This is a genomic window from Thiomicrolovo sp. ZZH C-3 (assembly GCF_054862725.1).
The window spans coordinates 1-26,880 of sequence record NZ_JBTKXX010000001.1; the positions used below are offsets into that span (position 1 = coordinate 1).

27 protein-coding genes are annotated in these 26,880 nt (G+C 58.7%); 8 read left to right on the top strand and 19 right to left on the bottom strand.

Annotated features, from left to right (window positions below; genetic code table 11):
- The first annotated feature begins 302 nt into the window (after positions 1-302).
- Together ACXWTF_RS00005 and ACXWTF_RS00010 are read left to right on the top strand one after the other, a co-directional pair.
- On the top strand, positions 303-1,004 hold the full coding sequence (locus ACXWTF_RS00005) for a Bax inhibitor-1/YccA family protein (protein ID WP_461712999.1): 702 nt from the start codon (positions 303-305) through the stop codon (positions 1,002-1,004).
- Positions 988-1,404, top strand: a complete 417-nt coding sequence (locus ACXWTF_RS00010) for a thiamine-phosphate pyrophosphorylase (RefSeq protein WP_461713000.1) — start codon at positions 988-990, stop codon at positions 1,402-1,404. The genes ACXWTF_RS00005 and ACXWTF_RS00010 overlap by 17 nt, the downstream gene beginning before the upstream one ends.
- On the opposite strand, the gene ACXWTF_RS00015 is transcribed toward ACXWTF_RS00010, so the two are convergent.
- From ACXWTF_RS00015 to ACXWTF_RS00030, 4 genes are read right to left on the bottom strand one after another with little or no spacing between them, the layout of a single operon-like run.
- Positions 1,391-2,074 carry a methyltransferase domain-containing protein gene (locus ACXWTF_RS00015; RefSeq protein WP_461713001.1) on the bottom strand — a complete coding sequence of 228 codons (684 nt, stop codon included), beginning with the start codon at positions 2,072-2,074 and terminating at the stop codon, positions 1,391-1,393. The two genes, ACXWTF_RS00010 and ACXWTF_RS00015, sit on opposite strands and share 14 nt — an antisense overlap.
- Positions 2,071-2,868 (bottom strand): metal ABC transporter permease, encoded by a 798-nt coding sequence (locus ACXWTF_RS00020; RefSeq protein ID WP_461713002.1) that lies wholly within the window; start codon positions 2,866-2,868, stop codon positions 2,071-2,073. Before ACXWTF_RS00020 ends, ACXWTF_RS00015 begins: the two co-directional genes overlap by 4 nt.
- Before the next feature lie 12 nt (positions 2,869-2,880).
- Positions 2,881-3,642 (bottom strand): metal ABC transporter ATP-binding protein, encoded by a 762-nt coding sequence (locus tag ACXWTF_RS00025; RefSeq protein WP_461713003.1) that lies wholly within the window; start codon positions 3,640-3,642, stop codon positions 2,881-2,883.
- Positions 3,639-4,562 carry a metal ABC transporter substrate-binding protein gene (locus tag ACXWTF_RS00030; protein WP_461713004.1) on the bottom strand — a complete coding sequence of 308 codons (924 nt, stop codon included), beginning with the start codon at positions 4,560-4,562 and terminating at the stop codon, positions 3,639-3,641. Before ACXWTF_RS00030 ends, ACXWTF_RS00025 begins: the two co-directional genes overlap by 4 nt.
- Positions 4,563-4,675: 113 nt before the next feature.
- On the opposite strand from ACXWTF_RS00030, the gene secG reads away from it, so the two are divergent.
- From secG to pyrE, 4 genes are read left to right on the top strand one after another with little or no spacing between them, the layout of a single operon-like run.
- Positions 4,676-5,017, top strand: a complete 342-nt coding sequence (gene secG / locus ACXWTF_RS00035; RefSeq protein WP_416768637.1) for a preprotein translocase subunit SecG — start codon at positions 4,676-4,678, stop codon at positions 5,015-5,017.
- A 6-nt stretch (positions 5,018-5,023) separates the two neighbouring features.
- On the top strand, positions 5,024-5,965 hold the full coding sequence (locus tag ACXWTF_RS00040; protein ID WP_461713005.1) for a polysaccharide deacetylase family protein: 942 nt from the start codon (positions 5,024-5,026) through the stop codon (positions 5,963-5,965).
- A 2-nt stretch (positions 5,966-5,967) separates the two neighbouring features.
- Positions 5,968-6,525 (top strand): ribosome recycling factor, encoded by a 558-nt coding sequence (frr, locus tag ACXWTF_RS00045; RefSeq protein ID WP_461713006.1) that lies wholly within the window; start codon positions 5,968-5,970, stop codon positions 6,523-6,525.
- Positions 6,526-6,529: 4 nt separating this feature from the next.
- A complete protein-coding gene (gene pyrE, locus ACXWTF_RS00050) occupies positions 6,530-7,138 on the top strand; it encodes an orotate phosphoribosyltransferase (protein WP_461713007.1) in 609 nt (202 codons plus the stop codon).
- 669 nt (positions 7,139-7,807) lie between these two features.
- Here pyrE and ACXWTF_RS00055 read toward each other — a convergent pair.
- The 9 genes from ACXWTF_RS00055 to hypB all read right to left on the bottom strand — a co-directional run bounded on the left by ACXWTF_RS00055 (position 7,808) and on the right by hypB (position 16,652).
- Positions 7,808-9,871 (bottom strand): ribonuclease J, encoded by a 2,064-nt coding sequence (locus ACXWTF_RS00055; RefSeq protein ID WP_461713008.1) that lies wholly within the window; start codon positions 9,869-9,871, stop codon positions 7,808-7,810.
- Positions 9,872-9,907: 36 nt separating this feature from the next.
- Positions 9,908-10,684 (bottom strand): 16S rRNA (adenine(1518)-N(6)/adenine(1519)-N(6))-dimethyltransferase RsmA, encoded by a 777-nt coding sequence (gene rsmA, locus ACXWTF_RS00060; protein WP_461713009.1) that lies wholly within the window; start codon positions 10,682-10,684, stop codon positions 9,908-9,910.
- A 53-nt stretch (positions 10,685-10,737) separates the two neighbouring features.
- Positions 10,738-12,165: an NAD(P)/FAD-dependent oxidoreductase gene (locus tag ACXWTF_RS00065; protein WP_461713010.1), complete on the bottom strand. Its 1,428-nt coding sequence runs from the start codon at positions 12,163-12,165 to the stop codon at positions 10,738-10,740.
- A gap of 56 nt (positions 12,166-12,221) precedes the next feature.
- Positions 12,222-12,971, bottom strand: coding sequence for a DUF695 domain-containing protein (locus tag ACXWTF_RS00070; RefSeq protein ID WP_461713011.1), 750 nt, complete (start codon positions 12,969-12,971; stop codon positions 12,222-12,224).
- A 3-nt stretch (positions 12,972-12,974) separates the two neighbouring features.
- Positions 12,975-13,316, bottom strand: a complete 342-nt coding sequence (gene hypA / locus ACXWTF_RS00075) for a hydrogenase maturation nickel metallochaperone HypA (RefSeq protein ID WP_416768641.1) — start codon at positions 13,314-13,316, stop codon at positions 12,975-12,977.
- A 118-nt stretch (positions 13,317-13,434) separates the two neighbouring features.
- Positions 13,435-14,433, bottom strand: a complete 999-nt coding sequence (gene hypE / locus ACXWTF_RS00080; protein WP_461713012.1) for a hydrogenase expression/formation protein HypE — start codon at positions 14,431-14,433, stop codon at positions 13,435-13,437.
- A complete protein-coding gene (gene hypD / locus ACXWTF_RS00085; RefSeq protein ID WP_461713013.1) occupies positions 14,430-15,557 on the bottom strand; it encodes a hydrogenase formation protein HypD in 1,128 nt (375 codons plus the stop codon). Before hypD ends, hypE begins: the two co-directional genes overlap by 4 nt.
- Complete coding sequence (locus ACXWTF_RS00090) at positions 15,554-15,847, bottom strand: HypC/HybG/HupF family hydrogenase formation chaperone (protein ID WP_461713014.1); 294 nt, start codon at positions 15,845-15,847, stop codon at positions 15,554-15,556. The genes hypD and ACXWTF_RS00090 overlap by 4 nt, the downstream gene beginning before the upstream one ends.
- Before the next feature lies 1 nt (position 15,848).
- The gene (gene hypB, locus ACXWTF_RS00095) at positions 15,849-16,652 is read right to left on the bottom strand and encodes a hydrogenase nickel incorporation protein HypB (protein WP_461713015.1); all 804 of its coding nucleotides are present in this window, start codon (positions 16,650-16,652) and stop codon (positions 15,849-15,851) included.
- Positions 16,653-16,961: 309 nt separating this feature from the next.
- Here hypB and ACXWTF_RS00100 point away from each other — a divergent pair, with 309 nt between their 5' ends.
- A complete protein-coding gene (locus ACXWTF_RS00100; RefSeq protein ID WP_461713016.1) occupies positions 16,962-17,645 on the top strand; it encodes a hypothetical protein in 684 nt (227 codons plus the stop codon).
- A complete protein-coding gene (locus ACXWTF_RS00105) occupies positions 17,642-18,184 on the top strand; it encodes a hydrogenase maturation protease (protein WP_461713017.1) in 543 nt (180 codons plus the stop codon). Before ACXWTF_RS00100 ends, ACXWTF_RS00105 begins: the two co-directional genes overlap by 4 nt.
- Here the strand turns inward: ACXWTF_RS00105 and ACXWTF_RS00110 are convergent.
- The 6 genes from ACXWTF_RS00110 to ACXWTF_RS00135 all read right to left on the bottom strand — a co-directional run bounded on the left by ACXWTF_RS00110 (position 18,181) and on the right by ACXWTF_RS00135 (position 26,792).
- Positions 18,181-18,738: a hydrogenase maturation protease gene (locus tag ACXWTF_RS00110; protein WP_461713018.1), complete on the bottom strand. Its 558-nt coding sequence runs from the start codon at positions 18,736-18,738 to the stop codon at positions 18,181-18,183. The two genes, ACXWTF_RS00105 and ACXWTF_RS00110, sit on opposite strands and share 4 nt — an antisense overlap.
- Entirely contained in the window at positions 18,735-21,041 is a 2,307-nt protein-coding gene (gene hypF / locus ACXWTF_RS00115; protein ID WP_461713019.1) for a carbamoyltransferase HypF, read from the bottom strand. Before hypF ends, ACXWTF_RS00110 begins: the two co-directional genes overlap by 4 nt.
- The gene (locus tag ACXWTF_RS00120) at positions 21,019-22,944 is read right to left on the bottom strand and encodes a hypothetical protein (protein ID WP_461713020.1); all 1,926 of its coding nucleotides are present in this window, start codon (positions 22,942-22,944) and stop codon (positions 21,019-21,021) included. The genes hypF and ACXWTF_RS00120 overlap by 23 nt, the downstream gene beginning before the upstream one ends.
- A 120-nt stretch (positions 22,945-23,064) precedes the next feature.
- On the bottom strand, positions 23,065-23,772 hold the full coding sequence (locus ACXWTF_RS00125) for a cytochrome b/b6 domain-containing protein (RefSeq protein WP_461713021.1): 708 nt from the start codon (positions 23,770-23,772) through the stop codon (positions 23,065-23,067).
- A gap of 9 nt (positions 23,773-23,781) precedes the next feature.
- Positions 23,782-25,560 carry a nickel-dependent hydrogenase large subunit gene (locus tag ACXWTF_RS00130; RefSeq protein ID WP_461713022.1) on the bottom strand — a complete coding sequence of 593 codons (1,779 nt, stop codon included), beginning with the start codon at positions 25,558-25,560 and terminating at the stop codon, positions 23,782-23,784.
- A complete protein-coding gene (locus ACXWTF_RS00135; protein ID WP_461713023.1) occupies positions 25,560-26,792 on the bottom strand; it encodes a hydrogenase small subunit in 1,233 nt (410 codons plus the stop codon). The genes ACXWTF_RS00130 and ACXWTF_RS00135 overlap by 1 nt, the downstream gene beginning before the upstream one ends.
- Positions 26,793-26,880 lie beyond the last annotated feature (88 nt).

The window sequence follows — 26,880 nt, forward strand, 5'->3', positions numbered from 1 at the left end:
TCTTCAACTCGAAGACCCGGCTGATCGGCTTCTTTCGATGCCTCTCATCGTTTGTGGACGGGAATTATAGGGGATTCTCAAAGCAATGTCAAGAGGTTTTCGGAAGGAATTGCAAAAAATGTCGAATTTCTTTTTTTCGGCCCTTTTTCACCCCTTTTTTGTTACAAAATTATACACCGAAGCCCTCCCTGCCACTATAAACCGATATTTTCACGCCAAACGCCCTGATTTTATTTACTATCTGTTTGACATGAACCTTGTATAGTTCAGAAATCAAACTCCAATATATAGAGGTATAGACTATGGGACTTTATGATAGAGAATATGCACGCGGCAGGGCAGCGGACCACTACGCAGCCAACCGCAGTGATACACAGGTCGTTTCCTTTGTAAAAGAGACCTACAAACTGTTTGCGGCTTCTCTGATGGCTGCGGCAGTCGGCTCCTATGTCGGGATTCCGATCGCCGGGACCCTTCAGGCCATGCACTGGCCGCTCTTTTTCCTGGTCATCGGCCTGCTGATCGGCCTGCATTTTGCCAAGCACAAGCAGGGGCTCAACCTGATCCTGCTTTTTGCCTTCACGTTTGCAACCGGTATGATGATCGCACCGCTGCTTTCCGTTATCCTCAGTATGTCCGGCGGTGCGACGATCGTCGGTAACGCTTTTGCCATGACTTCCGTCATCTTCGGGGCCATGAGCTTTTACGCCATCCGTACGACGAAAGACTTCACCTCTTTCAGCAAGCCGCTCTTTATTGCCCTGCTGGTGATCATCGGCTTCTCCATCGTCAACATCTTCCTCGGAAGCCCGATGATGGCCGTCATCATCTCCGCCGCAGCGGTTTTCCTGTTCAGCATCTTCGTCGTTTACGACACGCAGGCGATCGTACGCGGAATGTATGAAACACCGATCGAGGGGGCTGTCGCCCTTTACCTCGACTTCTTCAATATCTTCGTCAACCTGCTCCAGCTCCTGGGCATCTTCGGTGGCAGCGAAGACTGACGCCCTTTCACCCGATCTCTTTCGGGTGATCGACGCCAACCTCAACCGTCTCAAAGAGGGCATCCGCGTTATCGAGGATATCGCCCGCTATCTCCAAAACGACAAAACAACCGCTTCCAGCCTCAAAGCCCTTCGCCACCGCAGCCGTATCGATGATCTGCAAAACCTGCTCTCTTCCCGGGACAGCGTCAATGATGTACTGCGTCCGACGATCAAGAGCGAACTGAACCGCTCCTCGATAGAGAGCATCCTCATCGCCAACTACAAACGGGCACAGGAGTCGTCACGGGTATTGGAGGAGATGTATAAGATCGTCGACCCTGCCCTCTCGGAAACGTTCAAGCAGATCCGCTACGAACTCTATACATTGGAAAAAGAGCACCTGCTCAGCTCTGAATAAAGAGCACCTCGAACTCCAGCCGGTCCAGAGGATAATTCTCCATCAGCTGTTTCGTCTCTTTATAGGTCAGCACGTTCCGGTTCCCGCTGACCCCGCTTCGCTTGATATAACGGAACATGTCACGGGTATTGTCAAAGGCAAGGGAGTAGCGGACCACTTCGCACGAGGCATTGAAAAAGCGTTTTGCCAGCCGCTCCACTTCGCCGGCGCTCCTCAGCAGCGGCGGCAGCCCTGCCGTTTTAAAAAGGGTCCCGAACGTTCCGGCCGTGAAGATCGCCAGGGAGACCGGCGCATTCAGTGAACGGATCAGCGCGAAGGTGTGTGCAAGGTCCGGCGACCACTGCAGGGCGGACGCGGAAAAGATACGGTCGAAATGCGTTGCCTTCAACGCGGTGTAGAGCTTGGGATCGTCGAAGTCTCCCTGCAGGCAGGTGATCCGTTCCCCCTGGGGGTGCAGGGCCAGCATCCCCGGCGCGAAATCGATGCCGACAAGCTGCTGATAGGGCCACCCTATCTGTTCCGCGACAGCACCGCGCCCGCAGCCGATATCGAGCAGATGCTGCGGTGCATCCTTCACCCCTCCGACCAGTCTTTGCGCCACTTTCTTCTGAATAACGTTATAGCTGCCGTAATGGTCGGCATAGCGGGAGAACTCGTTCTGAACGTTCATCGGCGGTTGATCACCAGGGAGATGACGAAGATCAGCAGGACACACATGACAATGGTAGCCCCGCTGGGGAGTGCAAAAGCATAAGAGAGCAGCATACCGGCCGCCACGGAAAAGAGTGCAAACAGTACGGAGAGCCCCACCGTCACGGAGAAGCCCTGGCGGAACCGCAGGGCGGCGACCGTCGGGATGACCATCAGGGCACCGATCAGCAGGGTCCCGACGATACGGATGGAGAGCGCGATGATGACGGCAACGATACTCACCAGCATAAAGTTCAGCAGGGTCACCGGAATGCCGCCCGTTTTGGCGACCTCCTCATCGAAAGCGATAAAGTAGAGCTCTTTATAGAAGTAGCCCAGCAGCGCCAGGGCCGGGATACCGACGACAAAGATCGTCCAGACCTCCTCCCTGGAGACGGAGAGGATGGAGCCGAAGAGGTAGCTGAACAGCGAGCTGTTGAATGCACCCGCGAGTGAAACGATGATGACGGCCAGCGCAAGCGAGCCCGAAAGGAAAATGGCCAGGACGGCATCGGAGTAGAGGTGAAAGAAGCTGCGCAGGTACTCGATGGTCCATGCACTGAGCAGTGCCGCAGCCACCGCCATCCAGACCGGGTTGGTCTCGGTCAGGATCCCGACGGCGACCCCAACCAGCGCCGAGTGTGCCAGGGTCTCTGTCAGCAGCGCGTAGCGGCGAAGGACGACAAAGGCCCCGCTGAAGGAGGCAAGCAGTGCGATCATGATCCCGGCGAGAAACGCATTGACCATAAACTGGTATTGGAACAGTTCCAGCATCCTCTCTCCTCGTCAGTGCCGGTGATGCGCACTGAGCAGGTGCGCATCGATGCCGTAAAGTTCACTCATGCCTTCGCAGCTGAGCAGTGTTTTCGGATCGTTGCAGGTTGAGAGCCGCTGGTTGACCGTAAAGACCCGCGCAATGTCGTCTGCAATGACACCGATGTCGTGGGTCACAAAAAGGATCGTCAGACGCTCTTCGCGGTTGAGCTGGCGCAACAGGGCGTAAAAGCGCTGCTGCGAAGGCTGGTCCACCCCGGTATTTGGTTCGTCGAGGATCAGCACTTTCGGCTCCGAGGCCAGTGCACGGGCGATCATGACCCGCTGACGCTGCCCGCCGGAGAGTTCGCCGACAAGTTTCTGCCGCAAACCCGTCACTTCCATCCGTTCCATGGCCCGCTCGACGATACGCCGGTCGTTCTCATGCCACCGTTTGTCCCACCCGAGCCCGGAAATGCGCCCCATACGGACGATCTCTTCGACGGTACCGGGGAAAAGGCGGTCCGTCTGCGTCACCTGCTGGGGGACGTACCCCACCTGCGCCCAGTGGCGGAACTGCTTTTGCGGCTCGCCAAAAAGGCGGATCGTTCCCTCGGAGGGTTTTTGAAGCCCCAGCAGCAGCCGTACCAGCGTCGTCTTGCCGCCGCCGTTGGGACCGATTACCGCGCAGTACTCCCCCTGCAGGACCTTCAGCGACACGTCCATAAGGATCGTCTGACCGCCGGCACTGTAGTGAAGATGTTCGACCTCGAAGACGGCCGGTTCAAAGGTCATCGGCACTCCAATGCGTCATACAGCTTCAGCAGATTGGCGTTCATGAGGCGGAAATAGTCTGCGCCGATCTCATCGGCGGTGATATTGGCCAGCGGCTGAAGCACATCCACCCGCACGCCCGTCTCTGTTGCCAAAGATGCCACCAGTTTATCGCTGACGAACGATTCGTAAAAAAGCGTTTTAATACCGTGCTCGCGTACTATATCGGTCAGTTGCGCCATCGTTTTCGCATCGGGCATCGTATCCGGAGAGAGGCCCATTACGGCGGCAATATGGAAGCCGTAGCGTTCGGCAAGGTAGCCGAAGGCGTTGTGGCTGACGACGATCGTATCGAGCCGGCAGTCACCCAACCGTTTGCGGTAAAGTGCGTCTAGGGTCTCGAGCCGTTTGATATAAGCCGCGCCGCGTTCCCGGAATGTCCCGGCATCCACAGCCGGAAACGCCGAAGTGAACAGTTGTTCTAATGCTGTCACAAGGGCGATCATATTGTCGATATCGAGCCAGTAGTGCGGGTCGGCGCCGTGATGATCGTCGTCGTGCTCCTCCCCGTGATCGTGGTGCGCGTGTCCCCCTGCATGCAAGCGGACGTGCCGGCTCATGTCCGTGGCGTTTCCGAACGATTCAAAGGGCTCCGTCCATGGTTCAAGGCCGGCCCCGCTGTAGAGAAACAGCCGGCTTTTCTGGACGCGGATCATATCCTGCGGCGTCGGTTCGAAGGTGTGTACGTCCCGTCCGAACGGAATCAGCATGGCCACCTCGGCATCCTTCCCCAGGAGGTGACGGGCAATGTCGTAAAGCGCAAACGTCGTCACAATAACATCCGCCTTACCGGTCTGTACCTTTTTCTCCGGCACGATGACCACGAGGGCCAGCACCAAAACCATCAACAGTGCCAGTAAAACAATGATTGCTTTTTTCAAAATCTCTCCACGGCTTTCTTCCCCGAATTATAGCGAAGCTTCCCGTGCCCATTATGGAATAGGGTTTTTTTCGCTATAATTCGCCACTTTAAAGCGAATGATTAAGGATAACAATGACTTCTTTCTTGCTGATCGTACAGGTCGTGCTGGTGATTCTGCTGACCATCGTCGTCTTGCTGCAGAAAAGTTCCAGCATCGGTCTGGGAGCCTACAGCGGTTCCAATGAATCCGTTTTCGGTGCCAAAGGGCCCGGCAGCTTCCTGGCGAAAACGACCTTCGTCTTCGGATTCCTTTTCGTAGCCAATACGATTGCCCTGGGTTACTTCTACGCGCAGGCCGCCAACAAGTCCGTCGTTGACGAGATCGTCACACCGGTCACGGCGGCCGCTCCGAGCGCAGCAGAAAGCGCCGTTGCACCTGCGGCACCTGCTGCCGAAGCCAACACTTCCAACTAACCCGCCATGCGCAGCCTCCTACTGACTGCGCTGCTGCCGCTGGTACTCTTTGCGGACGCGCACATCTTCGTCTTCCACCGTTTCGGCGATGCGCAGCATGCCGCGACCAACACCTCCGTTCAGACACTGCGCGCCGAATTCGACTATCTCAAAGCGCACGGCTACAAAGTCATCCCCCTCTCCCGCCTAGCCAAGGCCCTCAAAACGCACGAACCCATCGACGACAAATGGGTCGTGCTCACCATCGATGACAGCTACAAAAGCTTCTATGAGAACGGGCTGCCGGTTTTCAAAGAGTACGGCTACCCCTTTACACTCTTTGTCTATGTCGCGGCGGCGGACAAGCACTACGGTGACTTCATGAGCTGGGATCAGATCCGCGATACGGCGCAGTACGGCGAACTCGGGCTGCACGGCTACGGACACCGCCATGAGTGCCACCTCGTCCCCTACATGCTCAAAGACGACACCGACCGGGGGCTGCGCTCTTTTGCCAAGGAGCTCCGCCGCGTACCGCGCTACTACGCCTACCCCTACGGCGAATACAATCCCGAGGTCAAGGCGGGCATCGCCGACTACGGCTTTGAACTGATCCTCAACCAGAACAGCGGCGCGGTCAACGCGAACAGCGACCCGCACGACCTTGACCGGACCGCGCTGACCGGTGAAAACCTGATAGCGCAAAAACTGAAAATCGAACGCCTGGACACCGAGTGGATCGCCCCGCTGCGCTGGCCTGAAGATGGCAGATTAAAAGAAATACACGCTAAAATTGCACCGACATACCGTACAGCCGAATACTTTATCAGCGGCGGGGAGTGGGTACGCGTTCCCATCGAAAACGGTGAGATCCGCGTGAAAACCGATGTGAAGCTCGCTTTGCCGCGCAGCCGGGTCTTTCTCCGGGTCGGCCGGAAACAAGAGAGTATCATCTTAGTAAAGGAGTAAGAATGCTTGACGAAATTTATCAAGAGTGCGAAATGGACATGGAAGGTGCGATCGAGCACATGCAAAGCCAGTTCAAAACGATCCGGACAGGGAAAGTAACGACACAGGTGCTCGACGGCATCAAGGTCGACTACTACGGGGCGGCGACTCCCCTCTCCCAGGTCGCGACGGTCCTGGCCACGGATGCGACGACGATCACCGTCTCCCCGTGGGAAAAACCGCTGCTGGGCGACATTGAAACCGCCATCGCCAAAGCCAATATCGGCGTCAACCCGAACAACGACGGTGAACAGATCAAGCTCTTCTTCCCGCCGATGACCGTCGAACAGCGCCAGGAGAGCGTCAAAAAGCTCAAGAAAATGGGCGAAGACGCGAAAGTCGCCGTCCGTAACGACCGCCGAAAATCCAACGACGCGGTTAAAAAGCTTGAGAAAGATAAAGAGATCACCGAGGACGACTCCAAACGTGCCCAGGACAATATCCAGAAGATCACAGACAAGATGGTGGCAAAGATCGACGAGATCATCAAGCAAAAAGAACAAGCCATCCTGACGGTGTAAGCGTATGGACATCAAACAGATCTACCTCGATGCCGACGCGATGCTTGAGGGCCACTTCAAGCTCAGCTCCGGCAACCACTCCCAGTTCTACCTCCAGTCCGCCAAAGTACTCGAGGACCCGAAAACGGCCATGAAACTGGCCACAGCCCTGGCCGACCAGATCAAAGCCAGCGGTGTGAAGATCGATACCGTCTGCTCCCCGGCGATCGGCGGGCTTATTGCCGGCTTCGCCCTGGCCCAGGCCCTGGATGCCCGCTACATCTTCACCGAACGCGTCGGCGGCGAAATGACGCTGCGCCGCGGTTTTGACGTCAAAGAGGGGGAAACCATCCTCATCTGTGAAGACATCATTACCACGGGCGGCTCCGCGATGGAAGCCGCCGCTGCCGTCGAAGGGCTCGGGGCGAAGGTCGTGGCTTTCGCCGCCCTGGCCAACCGCGGTTTCTGCCGCCGCGAGCACAGCAGCATCGAGGCAAAGCCCAGCTGCAAACTCCCCGGCGACCTCCCCTTCTTCGCCCTGGCGGACTTCGATTTCGAGATGTACGCCCCCGAAGAGTGCCCGATGTGCAAGGCCGGCAGCGAAGCGATCAAACCCGGCTCCCGCGGGAACTGATTCTCCCTCTTTTCGCCCGGAAATTTCTTTTTCCGCGGCCTCTGAAAAAAGCTTGATTTAAGCCCTTTTCTGCTCCTATATAGAAAAATATATAATAAATAATTATTATACTTCACGCTGTGAATAACCTGTGTATTTTTTCATCGATCTACCGTGGGGTATTTTGAGAACAAGGGCCAACGATGTGTTCAAAAAAGCGACTGGAATACACCCTTTAACCGGATGATTCCGGCACGGAACTGCTTACTTATTATCACCGTATCGTTTCTGTCTTGATTTATGAAGGAGAGTGTTCGCGGAGAAATAGTTGCGTCACAACGGTTGTGACGAAGTTTTCATCGGCACATCGCGTCATACAAGCGGTGTTGTTACTGTTGATTAGAAGCCTTCGGCGGTCCTTCGGACATCGCCCGTGGTTTGTCCTCGCTATGCTGCGGAATTCTGCTGTGCTGCATCGTTCGGGCAAGCGTGACGTTAGTCACCCTTGCTTAAAAGGTTTATTTTTTTGATTTGAAGCCTTCGGCGGTGCTTCGCACAACGCCTGCGGTTTCGTTCGCCGAAACGACAAGCAGTTGGCTCCATCGATTGAAAGCCTTCGGCGGTCCTTCGGACATCGCCTATGGTTTCGCACCTAAAAACGCCAAGCAGTTGGCGTTTTCTTTACGGTGCTCACATCACAAAGATGGTCGGGGTGATGAGAGGGTACTTTTTCATTTTGCGATAGATATGCTTGCGGACGACCTGACGAAGATCGTTCTCCATCGCTTTGGGGTTTTCGATGATCCCCGGCTTGAGATTGGTCAGGAAGTGTTCCAGGACATCTTCCATCTCCTGGGCAAACGCTTTGTCCTGCTTGTCCGGCACCAGACCGAAACTGCTGACCTTCGGCTTGGAGATCAGGTGCGAATCCGCTTTGCTGACCTGGGCGACGATCATGACCATCCCCTCCGTTGCCATCTTCTGGCGGTCGATGACGATGTCGTCTTCGATCAGGTTGTTGCTCTGGTTGTCGATGTAGGTCTTGCCTGATTTGACGGTTTTGACCTTGCGCATATACTTCGGCGTCACTTCGACACACTCGCCGTCGCTCATCAGATGGATGTTGCGCTCGGGGACCCCGCAGGCGATTCCCGTCTCTCTGTGGCGCATAACGTGGTTGTATTCGCCGTGGATCGGCAGGAAGAATTTCGGCTGCACCAGACGCAGCATCAGCTTCTGCTCTTCCGCCCCGCCGTGACCGGAGACGTGCAGATCGCGATCGCGGGCAACGGTCGCGCCGGCACGCTCGAGGTGGTTAAGCATCTGCGAAATGGAGCCCTCGTTGCCCGGGATCGCCCGGGAAGAGAGGATGATCAGGTCGCCCGGCTTGATCTTGATGTGGCGATGCTCGCCGATGGCCGTTCTGAACAGTGCCGAGTTCGGCTCTCCCTGCGAACCCGTGGTGATGATGAGGACGTCCTTGTCGTTCATCCGGCTGACGTCATCCGCATCGACGAAGATGTTTTTGGGCAGCTTGATGTATTCGTACTGCATCGCCACTTCGAGGTTGCGCTCCATGGAACGGCCGATGACGCAGACCTTGCGCCCGTATTTGATCCCCGCCTGGATCGCCTGGAAGACGCGGTGTATGTTCGAGCTGAACGTCGAGAGGATAATGCGCCCTTTCGTTTTCGAGAAGACGCGGTCCAGCGCCGGGGCGACCGTCAGTTCGCTCGGCGTGATCTCTTTGTTGTACGAGTTCGTCGAATCCGACAGGAGTGCCAGGACGCCCTGACTGCCATAGTGCGCCAGACGGTGCAGGTCTGCCGGGAATCCGTCAACAGGCGTATGGTCGATCTTGAAGTCACCCGTATGGATGACCGTTCCCGCCTCTGTCGTCACCGCGATAGAAGAGGAGTCGATGATGGAGTGCGTCATGTGCATCCACTCGACCTGGAAATCGTTCCCGATCTGGTACACGACGCGCTTCTCGATCGGGCGGAAGTAGCGGCGGAACTCTTTGAGATGGTGTTCGTCGAACTTGTTGCCGATCATCGCCAGCGGAAGCGCCGTACCGTACAGCGGGAACTGCATCTCTTTGTAGAGGTAAGGGACCGCACCGATATGGTCTTCGTGGGCGTGGGTAATGATGACACCGACGATCTTATCCTTGATCTCGCGGACATAGGTAAAGTCCGGTACCAGGATATCGACGCCGTGCATCTCTTCGTCCGGGAAACTCATCCCGACGTCGATCAGGATCGCTTCGTTATCCGTCTCCATGACCATCATGTTTCCGCCGATCTCGCCGAGACCGCCCAGCGGGGTGATACGGACCTTCGCCTTCACCTCCGCATCAATCTTCGTATACGGACTGACACGGACGCGCTGCGACGCCTCGTTCTGGCGCGCATTCTCCAGCAGGCTCTGCTCCGTCGGTGCCGGGGCGTTGCGGCGGCGGTTGCGGTTGCCGCCGGAACGTCCGCCACCACTTTTCGCGCGACTTTCGCCACGGTTTTCCCCGCGGTTTTCGCCACGGTTCTCCCCGCGATTGCCGCCGCGGCTACCGCGGTTGCGGTTCTGGCTCTGGCCTTCGCCCTCTTTTTTCGCTTCACCCTCTTTGGGTTTTTGGCGGCTGCGGCTGCGGCTGCGGTTGGAAGAGCGGCGGCGCTGAGAGCCGTCGCGGTTCTGCGCCGGCTTGTTCTCGCTGTTTTTCTTCGCTTCTGCGACAGGGGCTTGTGTTTCTTCTGACATCCTAACTCCTTGCAGTACGCCCCTCGGGCGTCACTGTTAATGTAATTGTGTATAGAGTTGGTGATAGTCTGCTGTCGAGATCTGGTGAGGACGAACGGTAGAGGGGTAACCGCGAGAGGATAGTGCGGCCAGGACCTCTTCTTTTCCGTAGCGTGCGGAGAGATTCTTGAGCAACGTCTTGCGCGGCTGGGCAAATGCGGATTTGAGCATCTGTTCAAACGCGTCTGACGCCCGATTCGCCGTTTTTTTCATGAGCAGGACGGCGGAATCGACTTTGGGCGGCGGGGTGAACGCTTCGGGCGGGACATGGACGAGGATACTGACCTCTGCCACGCTCTGGGCTATCACACTGAGTGCACCAAAGTTCTTCTCTCCAGGTGAAGCGGAGAACTTCTCCGCCACTTCACGCTGAACCATAACAAGCAGAAATTCGCACTTCGGATCGGCGAGGGCTTTGAGGATAATGTTCGTCGCGATGTAGTATGGCAGGTTCGCCACCAACTCGTACGGAACATCAAGCAGCTCACTCTTCCAGTGCTCGAGGACGTCGCCGCAGTGCAGCGTCAGTCGACCGGTAGTGATCTCATCCGTGAAAACTTCATTCAGGTGCTTGCATAGATCGGTATCGACCTCAAAAGCATCGACGCTTTTGACATCAACTAAAAACTTAGTTAAATCACCTAAGCCAGGCCCGATCTCCGCGACGTTTCTGTCGCTTCCGGGCATCGCTTCGATGATCTTGCGCAAAACGCTCTGATCTTTCAGAAAATTCTGGCCGAACTGTTTTTTGGCCACAATCTTTGTGTTATTCATGGCACATTATACATCAATTTTCATTAACTTTGCATGCCCGAGGGGGGCAAAGGCTACATCAGCCCCCTCAGCATCAGGTACCAGTACATCGGTTTGAGCATGTATACGTCGAAATACCACCACATTACGCGCGGTTTTTCCGGCGCCAGGAACGGGATCGTCGGCGCAAAGCCCTCGTAGTTGAACTCGGCCATGATGATTTCGCCGTACTCGGTTTTGAGCGGGCAGACCGTGTAGCCGTCGAACTTCTCTTTCGGCGTTTTGCCCTGCATCACCGCAAGAAGGTTGTCCTGCAGCACCGGGCCGTGGTGGCGTGCCGATCCGCCGGTTTTCCCCATTGGGATCCCGCAGACGTCCCCGATACCGAAAACGTTCGGGAAACGGGGGTGCTGCAGGGTGTATTTATCCACCTCGAGCCAGCCGTCGCCTCCCGCCAGTGGGGAGTTGACCACGGCATCCGGCGGGCTCATCGGCGGCACGATATGGATAAAGTCGTACGGCATCTCGATCCGGTCGGATTTGCTCACGGTTTCATAGGTATCAAAGTCTTCGTCATATACCTCTTCATCATAGGCGTGGATATAGGTCGCGACCTTGCCCTCTACATCGATCGATTCGAGGTGGTGACTGAAGTAGTTGGTGATGCTGTCATAGCGCTTCTGCGCCTCACTAAGCGCCTCGTCGATCGGCTTCAGGAAGAAGAGGCTCGGGAACGATGTCGTAAAGGCGTATTCGGCGGAGAGCCCCTCTTTCTTCAGGTAATCGGCGCTGAGGTAGAGGATCTTCTGCGGGGCGCCGCCGCATTTGATCGGCGTGTTGGGCTGGGTATAGATGACCTTCGGTTTCCCGTTCTTCGCCGCCGCTTTGAGATCGTTGAACCACTCCCAGGTGATCTCCCCACCCTTCGCGGTCCCCGCTTCGGGGTTGTTCAGGTAGACGCTGGAGATACCGTGCGTGCCGATGTCGGCCTCGGTGAGCCCTTTGATGGCGTCGTAGTGGCAGACGATACCCGTCGCGACGACCAGGTAGTCGTAAGCGACCTCTTCGCCTGCACGGGTCGTCACCCGGTTGTTGTCCGGGTCAAAGCTGGCCACTTCATCTTTGATCCATGTCACGTCATCAGGGATGAAGTCGCTGTTGGGCTTGACGACATCCTCATGGGTATAGAGCCCCGCAGCCATGAAGATCTGTCCCGGCTGGTAGAGGTGGACCTCGTTGGGCGCGATAATCGTGATATCGGGATTCGAAATCGCGCGATGCAGCCGCGCCAGGGCCATGATGGCACCGGAGCCGCCGCCGACGATAACGATCTTCCCCTTCACATCGACCGCTTCCGCGGAGACCGCCGGTGCCGTCGAGGCGAGCACGGACGCCGCGACCGGGGAGATCCCCATCAGCTTGAGCGCATCACGCCGGCTCATTCCCGCCGGTGTCGGCAGTTCATGTTCATTCCGCTGTTCCAGCAACTCTTCGCGTTCCATAGTAGCTCCTTCTGTTTTGTCTATTGTATGACATTTTCGTCTATTTGACGACATAATTACTGTTTTACCAAACTGGTTTCCCATCCGTCATATTGCCCCTCGAAGGCTTCCGCCCAAGCAATAATCTGCAGTGTTACCGCATCAATATCGTAGTAAAACGGTGCATCCATGCGGTAAAACTGGACACCGAACGGCGGGCTGACCTGCTGCGGCGGAGCGTCAGCCTGCACTTTGAAGCCCTCGGCACTGATACGCTCGACAAAGCGTTCACGCCCCTCATGTTTCGCAAAAAAGGCCCGGTGTTCGATCGCCCGGCGGATGCGGAGATTGTCCCCGGCGGCTTTGAGCCGGTCGCAGGTGTGGTGATTCTGGATCAGCTGCCACTCCCGGTCCGTGGGAAAGAGCAGTTTGCGGTACACCTCCCACTCCGTATCGAGCCGGGAGCCGTATTCGTAGGTGTAGTCCGTAAAAGCCCCCATCGTGGCGGCAATGACGTCGGGCCATTCAAAATCGTATTTGAGGTAATAGATGCAGTGGACCTCGCCCCCCGAGACGATACGCCCGACATATTTGCCGACGCGGTAACGCAGCGCCTCCATCTCCAGCCGGTCCTCGATCTCTTTGACCGTGTCCGCTTCGCTATCGGCGACGAACCCTTCGGCCGTCGGCCCGTTCAAACGGAGCTTGAGAAAACCCACGTGCCCCAACGTCTCGTTGGGAAGCGTATCTGCTACTTCGGCATTGAATGCCACGGTCGCAGGGTTTCCATCCACCGGTTTCATATAGTTTTCCCAGATTTCCTGCATGGTCTACTCCATTTCCAAACTCATCAGATACATCTCTTCGCCGTCGACAACGTCGACCTCCAGGCTCTCGCACGCGGGGCAGCGGTACCAGACCTTCTCCAGCTCGCTTCGGCTCCCGCACTGTCGGCAGGTCAGGGTGACGGGCTGGATGTTCATCACGAAATCCGCCCCGTCGCAGACGGTCTGCTCCTTGAATGTGTTGAAGGCGATCTCGAGGAGGTGCGGTTCCACGCCGCTCATCACGCCGATCTTGACGACCACCTTGGTCACCCGTTCCGCTTCGTTCTCGGCGGCATGTTTCTCCACCTGTTCCAATAAAGCCTGTACAACGGAATATTCATGCATGGAAACCTCCATGCAAAATATTTATACTGTCCTCGGCTACGCCTACTCCATTTGTGCTCACTCCATTGCGCAGTTCCGCTTTGCTGCACCGCTTTGCTTCATCATGCATGGCACTCTCCTAACAGATCCTCGGCAGCAGTTCGCCCTTGGGCAGGTCGAGGAAACGGCGGCTGCCGAACGCGGAGTGCAGAACCACTTTGCCCGGGTACTGCGCCGTCGCCCGGCCGATCACCGCCGCGTCACGGCAGAACCCGAACCGCTGCAGTGCGCTCACGGCAAAGGCCGCGTGCATCGGCGCGACGGCGGCAACGAAGGCCCCCTCGTTGGCCAGGTCCGTCGCCTCGAACCCGAACATTTCGCAGATCCCCTGCACCTCATCGCTGACTTTGATCGCAGCCTCTTCGATCTCCAGGCAGACATTGCTGTTCTCCGCCCACTCGTTCAGCACGGCGGCCAGACCGCCCCGGGTCGCGTCACGCAGGGCGCTGACGGAGATGTTTTCCGCCAGCAGCGCCTCGACGGCGGGCCAGAGCGTTTCGCAGTCGCTGCCGAGATCGGCACTGACCTCCAGTCCTTCACGGGCCATCAGAACCGTCGCCCCGTGGCGCCCGATATCACGCGACGCGATGATGACGTCGCCTTCCTGAATCGCCTGTGAAGAGATCCCTTCACGCATGACCTCGCCGATTCCCGCCGTATTGATGAAGAGCTTGTCGACGCTCCCCCGCGGTACGACCTTGGTATCCCCGCAGACGATCTTCGCCCCGGACTTCGCCAGCTCCTCGGCCATACTTTCGACGATGCGTTCCAGCTCCTCGAAAGCGAAGCCCTCTTCGATCATAAAGGCCGAACTGAGGTAGAGCGGCTTCGCCCCCATCATAGCCAGGTCATTGACCGTGCCGGCGACCGCCAGCTTCCCGATGTCTCCCCCCTCGAAAAAGAGCGGGCTGACCGTAAAGCTGTCGGTCGTGAAGGCGATCTTCCCCTCGGTCTCCAGCACCGCCGCATCCTCGGCCTTGATCAGGATGTCGTTTTTGAAATGGCGGTAGAAAAGGTCGTGGATAAGCTTGTTCGTCTCCTCCCCGCCCCCGCCGTGGCTGAGTTGTACCTGTTTCATCCGAGCACCCCCGCATAGCGATAGTAGGCGTTGCACGCCCCCTCAGAGCTGACCATACAGCTGCCCAACGGGCTGTTCGGGGTACAGGCCGTCCCGAAGACTTTGCACTCCATCGGCTTGGCGAGCCCCTTGAGGATCGTACCGCAGATACAGAGCTTGTGGTCGTCGATGGGTTCCGTCGGCAGCACCTCCGCGAACACTTTTTCCGCATCGAGATAGGCAAATTCTTCCCGAAGTTCCAGGGCGCTGTCGGGGATGTCCCCGATCCCGCGCCAGCGGAAATGGCTGCGCGGCTGCAGGTATGTGTCGATGAGCTGCTGAGCCTTGACGTTGCCTTCCATCGTCACCGAACGGGAGTATTCGATCTCCAGTTCGGCGCGTCCCTCCGCCTGCTGCCGTACCGCCATCAAGATCCCCTGCATCACGTCGACGGGCTCGAAACCGCAGACGACGACGGGGGTGCCGTATTTCACCGGCAGCGGGGCGTAGATCTTCGCCCCGGTGATGACACTGACGTGCGAAGGCCCGATAAAGGCGTTGATCTTCGCCTGACCGTCACTCATGATCGCGTCGATCGCCGGCGGGACGAGCACATGGTTGATATGAAAATAGAGGTTCTCGACCTTCTGGGCGATCGCCGCATGCAGCAGCGCCGCCGTCATCGGCGTCGTCGTCTCGAACCCGATCGCAAAAAAGACCACCCGCTTGTCGGGGTTCTCTTTCGCTATTTTGAGGGCGTCCATCGGCGTATAGAGCGGGCGGATATCCCGCCCCGCGGCCCGTTCGGCGGCCAGGGAACTCTGTGAACCCGGCACGCGGATCATATCGCCCAGTGTCACCAGGATCGTATCCTCCATCCGCGCAAGGGCGATGGCGTGATCGATCCGCTCTTTGGGCATGATACAGACCGGGCAGCCGGGGCCGTGAATAAAGTCGATATTGTCCGGCAGCAGCTGGGGCAGCCCGTACTTCATGATCGTATGCGTATGCCCCCCGCACACCTCCATGATCCGCAGCGGTTCATGCAGCGCTTTCGCGCCCTCCCCGATCTGGGCGGCCAGCATCCGGATCGTCGCGGGGTCCCTGAAGCCGTCGTAAAGGTCCTTGAGTTTCAGCTCGCTCATGGTGCACCCCTGTTCTCGCAGTTGTCATCCTCCAAGACGACACGCGAGCGCTCCTCTTCGTCCAACTTCGCCAGGATCTCGTTATAGACCTTTAGCGATTCGAGCGCGTCCTCCTCGTCGATCTTGTTCATCACGAAACCGATATGGATAAGGACATAGTCGTCGACGTTGACGCTGCCCTCTTCCATCAGGTCCAGCCCCGCTTCGCGCTTGACACCCATCGTATCGACCACGGCGCTGTTTTTCTCACGGTCGACGGAAACAACCTTTGAAGGAATAGAGAGACACATATCAGCTCCTCATCCTGCGTTTGAATTCGATCCACTCGATAACACGCTGCACGGACGCTTCGTCTTTGGTGCTGACCTCCAGGATATCGACCCCCGGTTTGATCTTGCGCGCCTCCGCTTTTTCGTGTTCGATGTCGTAGTCGAAATAGGGGAGCAGGTCGGTTTTCGTGATCAGCACCAGGTCCGCCTGGCGGAACATGACGGGGTACTTTTCGATCTTGTCGCTCCCCTCGGGGACGGAGACAAGCACGATGTTCAGGTGCGAACCGACGTCATAGCTGGCCGGGCAGACGAGGTTGCCGACATTTTCGATGAAACAGATATCCAGGTCGTTCAGCGGCATATCGTGCAGCCCTTCGTGTACCATAAAGGCATCGAGGTGGCAGGCGCTTCCTGTCTGGATCTGGTAGGCGGGGATGCCCTTGGCTTTGATGCGCTCCGCGTCGCGGCTTGTCTCCAGGTCCCCCTCGATGACGCCGAAACGGAAGGGGGCGCGCTCCGCCATCTGCTCCAGCAGCGTCGTCTTCCCGCTGCCCGGACTGCTCATCAGATTGATCGCCAGTACCCCGTGACCGTCGAAGTGGGCACGGTTATGGCCCGCTTCGTGGTCGTTCTTGTCCAAGATCTTTGTAATGACATCGATCGTCTTCTTGTCATTGAGCTGCGGATTATGGTGCAGCGTCTCGTGCGCCGCCTGATGGGCATGCGAATGCCCGTGGTGGTCATGGTCATGATCGTGGTCGTGATCATGATGATGGTGTCCGTGTGAATGCTCCGTCACACTGCAGCCGCAATCTTTACACATGTCTTCTCCTTCTCAACCCGTATAAACCCGGGGTCTTTCTTAATATCTGGTATTCTCTCATAAAGAAACAAACGCCGCTTCTCATCAGAGGATGATAGCGACGCCATTGCCCAAAAAGACTGGGGATATCTGCAGGTTCCGCCGATCTATCACCTGACGGACCGGTGCAGTTATCCTACCGACTTCATTGCGTTATTCTTTCTGCAAATGAATAAGTATTCAGTTTTATATTAATTATAGTCTGGTTATGTAAAATTAAACTAAAAAAACGTCACTCTTATACACCTTTGGAACCGGGAAAGGAAAAGGATGTCTTCGCTGCAACACTGCCCCTACTGTCAAGGAAGCATCTACCGCCTCGGGGACGGCCGCTACAAGTGCGGGCGCTGCCGCAAAAAGGTGAGTCCGGGGCGCGTCGAAAAGATACGTACACTCATCGCCGGCTTCTCACGGGATGAAAATGCCAGCGTCTCCGCCGAAGCGCAGGGGCTCTCCTACGTCTCCGTGCACCGCTATTTCGGACAGTTCAGGCAGCTCTGCGCCCGTATCTGCGAAGATGAGTATGAGGCCAGGCGGCACCTCTCGTGCGAATACGAGGAGTATTTCTACCTTGAACGGGCCAAGCGCCGGCGCAAAAACGCCGTGTTCGATGCCCACAACTTCCTCACTTTCGATTACGAGGGGCATCTCTATACCATCGTCATGCCCTCCCTGCAGCAGTTCCGCAACCAGTTCATCGAGGACGACCTCGAATCCGTCTACGCGGAGGAGTTCGCCCGCTTCCGGCGCCAGAGCCGCCTCATCAAGATCTCATCACGGCATAACAACATCGTCCGCTTCTGGGAGTACTTCGAGGCGAACATCCTCCGCTACCGGGGGGTGTCGGGCGAAAGCTTCCCCCTCTATCTCAAAGAGATGGAGTTCAAGTTCAACCACCCCGTCTCCGAACGGGAGCAGCTGCTGATTGACTACTATTTCAAGGAACTCGAATGATTCAAGCGACCACGGCCGTCCTGGGGGTCGGCAACATTCTCGAAAATGACGACGGTATCGCCGTCTACGCCGCCGCCTACCTCGATGCCAACTACCGCTTTGAGCCCCCGGTTCGCATTATCAACGGCGGGGTCGAAGGGATCAACCTCCTCGATGTCTTTATCGAACATGAGCGCGTGCTGATCCTCGATGCGATCGACATCGAAGATGATGCGGGCAGTATCTACCATATCCCGGCATCCGAACTCACCGGTTACGGTCTGGGAAACGGGGGTGCGCACGAAGTGGGGGTGATCCAGTGCCTTGATATGCTGGAACTGATGGGCAGGCCGCAGCCCGAATCGAGCGTACTGGGGATCGTGCCCGAACGCGTGGAAGTGCGCATCGGGCTCTCCCCCTCCCTGACCGCCGCGTTTGAAGGCTATGTCGGGAACGCCTTGAAGATTTTGCAAAACGCGGGGATCGCGGCCCACCGGCGTGACCCGGGAAGCTCGCTTGCGGAGGTTATCGAGGCTTTCCAGGCCTCCGACGTCTCTTAAAAACCCCGGCCCAGGGCGACGCTTGGGGAGGCGAAGGTCTCCAGGATCGTCTCCATCGTCATGCCGCCTTCCGTGCGCTTCGTGCAGACGACGCCGGCGTGGGCCAAACGCGCCGTTATCGTGTCGATGTAGCGCTCCCAGGCGGCACGCAGCGGCGCGGAAAGCCCGACTTCGACGGAGATGATGTCCTCGGGCACGATGCTGACGACGGAGGTTTCGGCCATGTTGCCCGTCAGCGAACAGATCTGCAGCATCTCCGCTATTTCCACCTCGTTCGCCGTTTTTTTGATGAGCGACCCCTCCAAGAAGGTATCGCAGTCGCGCACGGTCACCGTACCGGCGGGCACATCCTCGTCCGAGGCCGTATTGACGATGAGCACCTCGTCATACTCCTGCAGCAGCGGCATCAGGCCGAATCCGAGCGTCCCGCCGTCGACGATATCGACACCCGGTTCAAAGGTGTAGTTCTCTTTGAGGTATTTGGCCGCATAGAGCCCGATCCCCTCATCTTTGAAAAATGCGTTTCCCGATCCGATCAGCGCGATGCGGTTCATCCCTTCCCTCCTTGGTGCAATGCATAGTAAAGCTGTCCCAGGGCGACGCCCCCGTCATTGATGGGCGTATCGCGCTGGACATAATAGCGGATTCCTCTATGCTCAAAGGCCGCGCAGGCCATGGCCGTCAACGTCCTGTTCTGAAAGACGCCGCCGCTGAGCACCACCGGCAGGCCCGGATGACGCTCCGCGATCGTCACAATGAGCTCCGTAAGCGCCGCGTGGAACCCGGCCGCCGCGCCATCGGGCGCCTCCAGCATCCGGCGCAGCAGCGGTTCCCAGTCGATCACCCCCGCTTCGACGGCGAAGGCGAACTCCCCGGGCTGCGCCGTTTCGGCCGCCGCCTCCAGCAGCAGCCCGCTCTCTCCTTCATAGCCCAGCGTCTGCGCCGTGTCCGTCAGCGAAGCCACCGCGTCAAAGAGCCGCCCGACGGAACTGCTCAAAGGCGCATTCAACCCGCGCTGCCACATGGTATGAAGCGTCCTGATCTCCGCGGGCGTGAAACTGTCGACCGTCGGATGGGCCATCGCAAGGACGTCATCGAGGCTATAACACTCGAATAACAGCGATAACGCGACCCGCCGCGGTTCCCTCACAGCCTGCTCCCCGCCGAGCAGCCGGAAGGGGCGGAGATGGTAGGCCCGCTCATAGGACTGCGGATCGGCCAGGAGCACCTCGCCGCCCCAGAGTGTCCCGTACCCCAGGGGACCTTCTCCGGCTTCGCCGTTCACCTGGTCGCTCCCGTAGCCGGTACCGTCGAAACAAAACGCCAGCACCTGTTCCTCCAGATTGTACTCGGCCATGCAGGCCAGCGCGTGGGCATAGTGGTGCTGCACCCGCAGAAGCACCGTGCCGGGGTGCGCAGCGTGGAACGCTTCCGCCCACTTGGTCGTTTCATACCCCGGATGCAGGTCGCAGACAACGATATCGGGTTCGAAAGCGTAAAAACGTTTGAAGGTTTCGAGGGTGCGCTCGAAATACTCAAAGGCGTCGACGGAAACGAGATCGCCGATGTGCGGCGAAAGCACGATGTTTTTGTCGAACCCCAGCGCGATGGTACTCTTCTGGTTGGCCCCGACGGCGAGGATCCTGCCCGGCGCTTCAAAAGGAAGCGGCAGACTCCTTGGAGCGTAGCCCCGCGCCATCCGCAGCATCAGCGTGCGGGAACCGGCCACGGTCACGACACTGTCGTCGCAGGCGTTGACGATCTCCCTGTCAACGTCCAGCACCGCGTCGACGACGCTGCCCAGCTTCTCCCGCAGCCGCGCCGCATCGGTGAGAATAGGCTCCTCGCTGATATTGGCGCTGGTCGCGACAACGGGACGCTGCAAGGAATCCATCAGGAGCAGGTGCAGCGGCGTATAGGGCAAGAAGACACCGATGCGGTTGATGCCCGGGGCGATCGGCTCCCCGAAAGCAAGGCCCTCCTTTTTCCGTACGACGACGATCGGGCGCGTGTTGGAGAGGATGAGCCGCTCCTCCGCTTCGTTCAGTTCCGCAGCCTCACGGATCATCTCCAGGGAGGGGAACATCACCGCCAGCGGTTTGCTCGGACGCCGTTTCCGCTCGCGCAGGCGCGCCACGGCGGCACCGTCCGTCGCATCGCACATCAGGTGAAAGCCCCCCAGCCCTTTGACCGCGACGATCCGGCCCTCAGCCAGCAGCGCCGCAGCCTTCTCAATGCTCTCGTTTTCCATCCCGATCGGCGCACCCGCGGGATCGGTCAGTACCAGGTGCGGACCGCACTCATAACAGCTGATCGGCTGGGCGTGATAACGCCTGTTAGCCGGGTCGTTATACTCCTGCGCGCACTGCGGACAAATGGAAAAAGGGGCCATCGAGGTCTGCGGGCGGTCATAGGGAAGTGCATCGATAATGCTGTAGCGCGGGCCGCAGTCGGTGCAGTTGATCAGCGGGTAGCGGTAGCGGCGGTTGGCGGGATCAAAGAGCTCGGCGGCGCAGGCATCGCACACGGCCATGTCCGGCGAGACCATCGTCTTCGCCGCCGTGCTCTCGGATCCCCGGATCGCAAAAGCCGTTTCCCCGAGAGGGGCCAGGGTCTCGCGGTGGAGCTCATCGATCCGCGCCAACGGCGGCGGGGAGGCCGTCAATGCCGCCTCGAACGCCTCCAGCGAATCCGGGGAACCTTCCGCCTCGATCTCAACGCCGTCACCGTCGTTGAGCACATGGCCCCCCACGCCTTCGCGGACGGCGAGCTGGTAGACGAAGGGGCGGAAACCGACCCCCTGGACGATACCGCGGATCCGGAACCGGAGGCGTTTAGAGGTAGACGCAGCCGACAACGGCATTCTCCCTGCCAATCGGATAGTTGACATTCATCAGCGGGGGCGAGGCCTTCAGATTGCGCTGCATACGGCTGAAAAGCGACTGCTGGGCAAAATGTGCGCCGCACAGAATGAAGTGCTCCGCTTTCGTTTTGCCTTTGATCTGCTGCATCAGGTCGTTGAAGTAATCGCCGAAGGATTCGAAGATGGAGTAAGCGATCATCTCCTTCTCCACCCCGGCCAGGCGGTAACTGACCAGGCTGGCCAGGAAGGCCGCGTGGTCGAAGCGGTTGTCCTTGACGTGCGTATCGACCTGCACCCCGCCCTTCCCGTAAAAGCCCAGCGCCGCCTTGCTGACCCCGGCGAAGTTCTCCTCCTCCAGTTCCAACACGGCGGCGGCCGCTTCAAAGAGGCTCGTCGTGCTGCGCTCTTGCAGCGCGTCGACCCGCGCATAGGCGCCGGGCAGCGCCTTTTGGAAGTTCTGCACCAGCCGGTCGGAACCTTCGCGCAGGGAGGCGATCTTCTCCAGCAATCCCCCGGGCGCGAAGGCGATGGGCGGTACCAGCCGGATCACTTTGCGCCCGTCGTAGTAAAGGAAGGAGGGTTCGTCGTCAAAATGCGCACCGACGCACTTCTGCCCGAAGAGGCCGTGTTCGGCGACGACCGACATGAACGACGCCTCGTCCTGCGCCGCGGGGCGCTGGTGCGTATGCCACTGCTCCTCCGACTCCCCTTCCAGCACGACGGCGTTCTCCACCGTCACACTGCCGAAATGCTCCGGCCGGTCGAACACGACACGCTCCCCTTCGGGCACCCCGACCAGGCCGTGTGCCATCCCGAGGGTCTGCGACGCCGGCATCATGCGCGACGGGAAACTCACCCGTTCGCCGGCGGCGACGAAACGCACATCCTTGTTGATAAAGAGGCGCTGGTCGCTCTGGGAGGAGAGCTCCAGGTCGTACTCCATCCGCAGGTCCGCTTCGCTCTTGGCCTCCGCCTCCTCGTAGAAGACATACGCCATCCCCAGGCGCTTCAGCTCCGTCGCCAGCAGGATCGTAAAGCCGTCGTCGGGGTATTTCACATCGGCGGTGCGGCCGATAACCGCCTGCAGTTCCGGACCCTTGACCGACACATGCAGCACGGGGCGTTCAATACCCAGCAGCGCATGGAACTCTTCCCCGATCAGGGAAAGGTGGTCGGTGATCTTCTCCGCGTCGATCATCAGAACGACGGCGTTGCGGAGTCCCTCCGGGCTCTTGTGAAAACGGCGGTAGCCCATCGTCGTTTTGACCAGCAGCGACTTGGCGTCGGCAACGGCCTTGGCCGCGACCTCGAACATCGTTCTGAAACTGCCGGCGTCATTGGCGTAGCGCTCGCGCCCGCCGCTCTCCAGCCGCACCGGCACGCCGCAGGCGTGGCAGCTGTTGAGGTGGTCCCTCTCCCGGCGGCCGTGCGTCTCCTGCTCCGTTTCACACGCCGCGCAGGGGCGTAGGTAGGAGAGGGCACTGTTGGCGCGTTCAAAGGGGTAGGCTTCGAAAAAGGCGTACTGCCCCCCGCACTGCGCGCAGTGGGTAAAGGGATAGTAGTAGCGGCGTGACGAAGGGTCGAAGAGCTCCTTTTGGCATGCGGGACAGAGTCCGAGGCCCAGTGGGGCTGCGTCGACCAGTTCCGGGAGCGCATCCGGCTCCCCCTCCGCCTCATAATGCCGGCTGCCGCTGAGGTGCCAGGAGGCGGGCAGCCTTTCGGCGATCGTGCCGATACACGCCTCCAGTTGCGGGTGGTCCGAAGCAAATGCACAGGAGAGCGTCCCTTTGGACTGGACAAGCTTGGCCGGTACGCCGAATTCGCGGGCGATCCCGGCGATACAGTTGCGCAGGTAGAATTGGGACGAGCTGCTCTGCAGTTCCATTACGAAGGCCATAGTCGGGTCCTTTGAACGGTTATCATGCGCCCTTGGCGGGATGAAACCTTGTTATCTTAGCATAGTTTGGGAGGTTGAAAACGTCCCGGGGTCCCCGGAACGCGAGGGAAAACCCGCGGTTCAGGATTCCTGTTCTTTGGCGAACTTGCTGCCGCCGAAGACAATGGCGATGTCACCCTCTTTCCAGAAGATCGTCCGCCATACCTGGTAGTAGATATGGAAAGCGACCCAGGTGACGATGAGCCACATCGTCTCGTGGTGCGAAACACGCACATCCATCAATGTCCCGCCCGTCACCGGGATGGTCCAGTCGGTGGCAAGGTGCAGCAGCGCCGGCCACCACGCCCCGATGGAGCTCTGCCCGGATTCAAGACCGTGGACATAGAGCTGCAGCCCGGTAAAGAGCATCCATACCAGCAGCAGGTGGAAGATCGTGAAATAGACGGTATTGAAACTGTCACTGTGCGTCGAATCGAACTTCTTGCGCCGGTTGAGCGTGACAAGGTTCAAAAGGACCTCCCCGAACTCAACGACGTTTCTGCCGGTGGGGATCAGCTTCTTGTACGGCTTCTCGAAACGGCTGAAAAAATAGAGATAGGCGACAATGATGGAGGTGACGTCAAAGATGATCGCCACGATAAAGTGCCCCCACCGGTTCCATGCCATCACATATTTGTCCACCGCACCGTCGGCGATCAGCGTCTGGTAATACGGCGCCCCGATATAGAGCCCGGTGATCACGGCAGCCACCATCGAAATCGCGTTGACCCAGTGGATGATGCGCATCGCGCCCGTCATCCGCTTAACCTGTTTACGTCCGGATTTCATGGGATCTCCTTAGATGCTGCACTGGCTGTCGAGCTTGTACACACCCAACGATTTGCCCTTGGTATCGACCACATGCACCGCACAGGCGATACAGGGGTCGAAACTGTGAATGGTCCGGATGATCTCGAGCGGCTGTTCCGGATCGGCCACTTTCGTACCGATCAGGCTCGCCTCATAGGCACCCATCCGTCCTTTATAGTCCCGCGGACCAGCATTCCAGGTGGAGGGAACGACGGCCTGGTAGTTGGCCACTTTCCCGTCCTCGACGCGGACCCAGTGTCCCAGGGAGCCGCGCGGCGCTTCGGCCAGGCCCATCCCCTTGGTCTTGACGCTCACCTGGTCGAAGTCGAACTCCGTCCAGGTGCGCAGGTCGCCGGCCGCCGCGTTGGCGGCGAGTTCGTCGACCCACTCCATCATGACATCCGCCATCAGTTCGGTCTCGATGGCCCGGCCCGCCGTACGGCCGACCGTACTGAACAGGACCGACACCGGCAGATTGCCGCGCTTGAGGAAATTGGTGACGTACTTCGTGATACGCTCATCCTTGCTCGCCACCCCGACGACCATCCGCGCCAGCGGACCGACTTCGACACGGGTGTCGTTATAGATCGGCGTTTTGATCCAGCTGTACTTCTCACCGGTCTTCAGGTAGGCGATGCCGTCGTCGCGCTTGTCGAGGCCCGTATATTTCGGGATCGTCTGCCCGTCGTACGGGTGCAGCGGTTCGCTCCCTTCGTACCAGGAGTGCGTCACGTCCTCGGCGATCTTCTCATGGTCAACCGCCTCGACCTTGCTCAGGTCGCCGCCGTAGACAATGCCGCTCGGGAAGAGGGTTTTCGCGTTGTAGAACCCGGTATCGTCGAGACGGAAGTCGCCGTAGCTCATGTAGTTGAGCAGCCCGCCGCCGGTCCCGCCGACGCCTTTGCCGCCGATGAGTTCCGTAAACGTCGCTTTGGAGTCCGTCGCCTCGTCGGCGTACATGGTTCCCGCCATGTAAACGTCAGGCAGGTAAGCCTGCTTCACGAACTTCGTTCCGTCGCTGAGCAGCTGCTTGAACAGTGCGATGCGCGCCGGGTTCTGGATATCCTGGACACAGGTGACTCCGCCGACGACGATGGACTGCGGGTGCGGGTTTTTCCCGCCGAAGATCGCCTGCATCTTCGCCAGGTCGCGCTGAATGTCCAGCGCCTGGAGGTAGTGTGCCACACCGATCAGATTCTGCTCCGGCGTCAGCTTGTAGTGCTTGTTGCCCCAGTACCCGTTACCGAAGATCCCCAGACGTCCCTGTTTGACGAACTTCGCGACACGCTCCTGGATCGCTTTGAACTCGCTCTCCCCATCTGTGTAAGGGGAAACGCCGGCGACACCGGCCCATTTACGCGCCTCTTCCGCCGTTTTGGCCGGATCGGCCGAGAGGGCGGAGACGACATCGACGAAGTCCAGCGCGTGCAGGTGGTAGAAGTGCACGAGGTGGTCATGCACGTAAAGCGCCCCCTGGATCAGGTTGCGCACGATCCGTGCGTTCTTCGGGATCGTAATGTCAAAAGCATCTTCGACGGCCTCGATGGAGCGCTGGTAATGCGTCCCGGTACAGACGCCGCAGATACGCATGGCCAGCAGACCGCAGTCCCGCGGGTCACGCCCCTGAAGGATCGTTTCGATCCCCCGGAACATCGTCGAGGAGCTGTACGCATCCACGATGGTGTTGTTCTCGTCGATCACCGCCTCGATACGCAGGTGTCCTTCGATCCGCGTAATCGGGTCGACTACAATATGTCTCTTGCTCATTATCCTTCTCCTCCCTCTTCTCTCTTACCGGCTACCGCACTGGCGACCGCATGGATACCGATACCGATACCCGCCGCCGTCAGGAGCCCGAGACCGAACTCGTCCACGGTCTTTTCGACACCGCCGGTCGGTGCCTTGATATTCGCATTGGCCATCGGGCGTTCATAGGCGTATTTGTCCCAGAAGTCCGGTTCGGAACAGCCGATACAGCCGCGGCCGACACCGATCGGCCAGTTGACCCCCTCGTTGTAGCGGACAATCGAACAGTTGTTGAAGGTCATCGGCCCTTTACAACCCATCTTGTAGAGACAGAAGTTGTTCTTCGCACCCTCATCGCCCCACTCTTCGACGTACTCGCCGGCATCGAAGTGCGCACGGCGTTCGCAGTTGTCATGGATACGGTACCCGAACGCGAATTTCGGACGCAGCAGGGAATCCAGCTCCGGCACCTGCCCGGTAAGGGCGTAGTGCAGGACGACACCGACCATATTTGCCGGGTTCGCCGGGCAGGCCGGGATATTGATCACCGGTTTGCCTTTGACGACATCCATTACCCCGACGGCGCCCGTCGGGTTCGGTGCCGCAGCGGGGATACCGCCGAAGGTGGCACAGGCGCCGACGGCGACGACGGCGGCGGCATTTTCCGCGACACGGTTGAGGTGATCGAGGAAGGTCTCACCGGAAGCACCGATGGTACACCAGTCTCTCCCCGCACCGACCGGGATGGAGCCCTCGACAAAGAGAAGGTAGTTCCCTTTGAAGTGCTCCATCGCGTCTTCAAGCTGTTTTTCCGCCTGGTGTCCCGACGGCGCCATCAGCGACTCGTGGAATTCGAGCGAAATGATGTCGAGCACGATCTCATCGATCTTAGGCCCGTCGCTGCGCAGCAGCGCTTCGGAGTTACCCGCACAGTCTTGCAGCTCGAGCCAGACGACCGGCAGACGGTTCATCAGTTCGGCGGCTTCCGCGACGAGCGGGGTGAACATCGGCGGGAGCATCAGCATCGCCGTCACCGCACTGACCCACTTCATGAAGTCACGGCGGTCCTGCCCCTCGTCGGTAAGCAGTGCATCGAAGTCGAGCCGGTTCACCGCCGGCTGTTCCCGGAGCGCGTCCAAACGCGCCCGACACGTATCGAACAGCTGCTGATAATAGAGATCCCCTCTGTTCGTATCTACCCTGGCACTTTTCGAGGTGAAGAGCTTCCGCACCCCATCAATTCGTTCCGCCATCATTTCCTCCTCATAAGTGAATGATCATTCACCATTCTATGTGTCAATAACTTAAACTTATCTAAAGTTGGGCTATAGCGCCCTTCCT